The following is a 4,245-nucleotide window of genomic DNA, read 5'->3' as shown; positions in this document are numbered from 1 at the left end:
GAAAATAGGTTCCGTTACAAGTTTTTCGATATTGTTCAATTTTCAAGGTCCTGTAGCGCCTCAGCCAAGCGGCTGACGACTTGATTATTTTACCACAGAAGTGGTTTTTTGTCAAGCTTTATTTTTTCGAAGTTTTTCGTTTCTTACCGAACTTGGAGCGTCTCAAAAGTCTCTCGCATTCCTGCCGGACTTTCTCGCGTCTATTGGTTCTTTTCGCTTTACTTCTAGCTGAGTCTCGGAAGTCATTCTTTTGTCTCAGCGCTTGGCGCTCAAGTATAATACCACATCACCGCCCACTTTGCAAGCCTTTTTTACAAGTTTTTTGCTCTTTTTTCGCCTTTGCACTTTTTTACCAATTTTTTGCGGCGTTTTGACCAACGCTTTGACATCCCTGCATCGGATACAAATATAGCAATTCAACTTTTTAATGCAACAGCAACAGCGTTGAATTGCATATCGCAAATATGCTGTTTGAATGTTGCACTAATTTCTTGTCTTGCGATAAAAGCATCCGCCGCCCTCATTGGGCAGCAGATGCTCTTCCTTATATAATATATAATAGTTATTTCTGGGCGCAGACCTGCTTGAGGTGCTCACTCAGTTTCATATTCTCGCTGTAGTCCACCGGCACTACGATGACGCTGGGCACATCCTGCCGGAACGCCTCTTCCAGCGTAGGGATCAGCTCATCCGCCTTTTCGACGCGATAGCCCTTACAGTGCATCGCCTCCGCCAACAGTTTAAAGTCGGGGTTGGAGAAGTCCACATAGCAGTGCTCCCCGCCGAACTGTTCCTGTTCCTTCCACTTGATCAGGCCGTAACTGGAATCCTCCCAGATGAGGGTCACGAAGGGCACCCTCTCCCGCACCGCCGTCTCCAGCTCCTGACTATTCATCATGAAGCCGCCATCGCCGCAGAGGGCCAGCACCTTCTTCTCCGGATAGAGCAGTTTGGCCGCGAATGCGCCCGGGATGGAGAAGCCCATGCTGGCGAAGCCGTTGGAGATGAGGCAGGTGTTCGGCTCGTAGCAGTCATAGTGGCGGGCGATCCACATCTTATGAGCACCCACATCGCTGACCAGAATATCGTCGCGGCCCATGACCTTCCGCACATCGGCAAGGATGCGGGCAGGCTTCATGGGGCAGCTGTCGTCTGCCGCCATCGCCTCATGCTCCGCCACCATCGTCTGGCGGAGGGCCAATGCAAACTCCGGCTCACCGGTGCGGTGGGCACAGCGAAGGATCTCATACAGGCTCTCCGAGATGTCGCCCACCACTTCCACGGCGGGCTGATACCGCTTGTTGACGTCGGCGGGGGCGCTGTCGATGTGCACGATGGTCATGTCCTCCCGCGCGCCCCACTTGGCCGGGGCACACTCCACGATGTCGTACCCGATGGCGATGACCACATCGGCGCGGTCGAAGAGCTGGTTGACGTGGTCCTTCTGCGGGATGCCGATGGTCCAGAGGCTGTATTTATCATCCATCGGGATGATGCCCTTGGCCATCATGGTATTGACCACCGGGATATGCAGCCGGTCGGCCAGCTCGGTGACGGCGGAAGCGGCATGGCCGCGCACCGCGCCCGCACCCGCGAGGATGACCGGGTTCTTTGCCTCGCTGATGATCTTTCCCGCCGCCGCAATGTGGGTCGGGTCGGCGTAGACATCGTGCATCTGCTGACGCTTGAGCGGTACGGCATCGGCGGGCATTTTGGCGATGTTCTGAGGCAGGTCGATGTGGGTCGCGCCCGGCTTGCCCTTCTCGGCGTGCTTGAAGGCCAGACGCACGATCTCGCCCACCGTGTCGGGGCGGATGATCTGCTTCGAACGCTTGGTGATCGGCTCAAACATGGCCGTCAGGTCGAGGTACTGGTGGCTGGTGAGCTGCATCCGGTCGGTGCCCACCTGTCCCGTGATGGCCACCAGCGGCGCGCCGTCCAGATAGGCGTCCGCCACGCCGGTGACTAGGTTGGTCGCGCCGGGGCCAAGGGTGGACAGGCAGACGCCGGCCCGGCCGGTCAGACGGCCATAGACATCGGCCATAAAGGCCGCGCCCTGCTCGTGGCGCACTGGGATGAAGCGGATCTTGCTGTTCCGGATGGCAAACATCAGGTCAAGCGTTTCCTCGCCCGGGATGCCGAACATCACATCAACGCCCTCGGCTTCCAGACAGTCCACCAGCACCTGCGCGGTCGTTTTCATTTCCTTCATTTTCTTTCCCTCCCAAACGAAAAAGGCAGCGCGGCCCTTTACGGGCCACACTGCCTTTGCTGCGCCTATTGTAAACGATTTTAAGCCGCCCCGCAAGTGGAATTTTCCACAAAAAACGACTCACATTCGGTTTTTGCTCCGGCAGGCTTGACAAGCGGCGGGGCAGGCCGTATGATGAAGGTACTTTTTGCAAAGCGAGGTCGTTATCATGTCCAGCATCACCATCCGCGGCTGCTGCATCGGCGCTGGCCGCCCCAAAGTCATCCTGCCCATCGTCGCTTCCACAGCGGACGGCATCCTCAGCGAGGCTGTGCGTCTGGCCGCACAGAAGGCCGACTGCATCGAATGGCGGGCCGACTGGTTTCCCGGGGCGCTGGACCCCGCCGCGCTGGGGCAGGTGTTGTCCGGACTGCGGGCCGCATTGGAAGAAAAGCTGCTCCTCGTGACCTTCCGCACCAAGGCTGAGGGCGGCGAAGCCGCGCTGACGCCCCAGCAGTACGCCAGTTTCTGCGAGGCCGTCTGTGCTAGCGGCTGCGCCGACCTGCTGGACATCGAATTTTTTCCGAACCGGGAGCATCTGTCAGCCCTCATCGAACAGGCACACCGGGCAGGCACAGCAGTGGTCTGCTCCAGCCACGATTTCCACAAGACGCCGCCCCGGACAGAGATGGTCGCCCGCCTGACCGCCATGCAGCAGGTCGGGGCCGACCTGCCTAAGCTGGCCGTGATGCCCTGCTCCCCCTCGGACGTCCTTGAACTGCTGGCCGCCACCGCCGAGATGGCAGAGCGCCACCCCGAAACGCCCGTCATCACCATGAGCATGGGAGCGCTGGGTGCCGTGAGCCGCCTGTGCGGCGAAGCCTTCGGCTCGGCCATGACCTTTGCCAACCCCGGGCAGGCCAGTGCGCCCGGGCAGGTAGCCTTGGATGTCGTAAATGAAGTCTTGGAGAGTCTGCGGCTCGCGTAACCCAGCGCGATTTGCAAGTATAGCAGTTTGCGCTTTTAATGCACAAGCAACATCCGCAAACTGCATATCGCAAATATGCTATTTTGATAGGCACTATTTTTGAAAATTGCGATAAAAAAGACAGCTGCGTTTTCCTGTTCCGCAGCTGTCTTCATTTTTACCCGCTCGTTCGAGCGAGTATTTCTATGACCGTATTATACAAAATATCCTTCCCGCCTGTCAATAGGGAAAAAGATTGCTTTCTGTCGGTTTTTGTGGTATCCTTGTTTGCAGGAAAGGCGCTGTTTCGTCAAACGCAGGCGGCTATGCTCCTCCCGGCTTTGCTACATCGTTCTTTGGAACGAAATGAGCATGGGAGGGCACTTTTTGAAGTTTTCCTCCCGATGCTCATCGAGTAAAGGGGGGATACCACATGACTCTTGCTGAAGTCTTTGCACTTCTGGCCTTCATCGTCAGTCTACTGGTGCTGTTGGTTCAGGTCGTGCATGTCACTTTTGACATTGCATGGCGGATTTCGCACGATAATGGCAATAACGACAAAAAGAAATGACCGCCCACAGCTTCCAACGGTGGCGGTCATTTCTTTTTGTGATGAGCATGGGAGGGCGCTTTTTGAAGTTTTCCTCCCGATGCACATCAAGTAAAAGGGGGATGCCACATGACTCTTGCTGAGGTCTTTGCACTTCTGGCCTTCATCGTCAGTTTACTGCTGACCATTGTGTGGACAACACCTTTCCTTATCTTTATTATAGACGTCAGCACGCAGATTGTCAAGCGAGGATTTCGCACGACATATAGCAGCAAAAAAGAAATGACCGCCCGTAGCGACCAAACTCCGGCGGTCATTTTTTCTTGTAAATCATGACATCGGAAGAGGAAGCTGACCATTGTGCGGACAGCGCCTTTCCTTATCTCCATTATAGACGTCAGCACGCGGATTGTCAAGCACCGAAAGGCATTGCTTTCTGTCGGTTTTTGTGGTATCCTTGTTTGCAGGAAAGGCGCTGTTCTGCAAGTGCAGCGGTCATGCTTCCCTCCTCGGTGTCATTGTTCGTGTCATCGTCAG

The 4,245-nt window shown here is 55.9% G+C and carries 5 protein-coding genes; 4 read left to right on the top strand and 1 reads right to left on the bottom strand.

Annotation, left to right across the window (positions count from 1 at the left end):
• Positions 1 to 562: 562 nt before the first annotated feature.
• Positions 563 to 2,212, bottom strand: coding sequence for an acetolactate synthase large subunit (locus LKD23_RS12635; protein ID WP_227621929.1), 1,650 nt, complete (start codon positions 2,210 to 2,212; stop codon positions 563 to 565).
• Between the two features lie 208 nt (positions 2,213 to 2,420).
• Here LKD23_RS12635 and aroD point away from each other — a divergent pair, with 208 nt between their 5' ends.
• From aroD to LKD23_RS12615, 4 genes are all read left to right on the top strand, one after another.
• Positions 2,421 to 3,179: a type I 3-dehydroquinate dehydratase gene (gene aroD, locus LKD23_RS12630; RefSeq protein ID WP_227621928.1), complete on the top strand. Its 759-nt coding sequence runs from the start codon at positions 2,421 to 2,423 to the stop codon at positions 3,177 to 3,179.
• Between the two features lie 38 nt (positions 3,180 to 3,217).
• The gene (locus tag LKD23_RS12625) at positions 3,218 to 3,577 is read left to right on the top strand and encodes a hypothetical protein (protein WP_227621927.1); all 360 of its coding nucleotides are present in this window, start codon (positions 3,218 to 3,220) and stop codon (positions 3,575 to 3,577) included.
• Positions 3,578 to 3,591: 14 nt separating this feature from the next.
• The gene (locus LKD23_RS12620; RefSeq protein WP_227621926.1) at positions 3,592 to 3,729 is read left to right on the top strand and encodes a hypothetical protein; all 138 of its coding nucleotides are present in this window, start codon (positions 3,592 to 3,594) and stop codon (positions 3,727 to 3,729) included.
• A gap of 108 nt (positions 3,730 to 3,837) precedes the next feature.
• On the top strand, positions 3,838 to 4,044 hold the full coding sequence (locus tag LKD23_RS12615; protein ID WP_227621925.1) for a hypothetical protein: 207 nt from the start codon (positions 3,838 to 3,840) through the stop codon (positions 4,042 to 4,044).
• Positions 4,045 to 4,245 lie beyond the last annotated feature (201 nt).

It is taken from the genome of Faecalibacterium butyricigenerans, assembly GCF_020687345.1.
Classification (GTDB): domain Bacteria; phylum Bacillota; class Clostridia; order Oscillospirales; family Ruminococcaceae; genus Faecalibacterium; species Faecalibacterium butyricigenerans.
Note: the sequence above shows the minus strand (reverse complement) of the source record. Positions and strands in the feature narration are given on the sequence as shown.

Excerpts from the sequence above, each read along its gene's own strand:
- LKD23_RS12620 (WP_227621926.1), top strand. The coding sequence starts at position 3,592 with ATGACTCTTGCTGAAGTCTTTGCACTTCTGGCCTTCATCGTCAGTCTA.
- LKD23_RS12625 (WP_227621927.1), top strand. The coding sequence starts at position 3,218 with ATGCACAAGCAACATCCGCAAACTGCATATCGCAAATATGCTATTTTG.
- aroD (WP_227621928.1), top strand. The coding sequence starts at position 2,421 with ATGTCCAGCATCACCATCCGCGGCTGCTGCATCGGCGCTGGCCGCCCC.
- LKD23_RS12615 (WP_227621925.1), top strand. The coding sequence starts at position 3,838 with ATGACTCTTGCTGAGGTCTTTGCACTTCTGGCCTTCATCGTCAGTTTA.
- LKD23_RS12635 (WP_227621929.1), bottom strand. The coding sequence starts at position 2,212 with ATGAAGGAAATGAAAACGACCGCGCAGGTGCTGGTGGACTGTCTGGAA.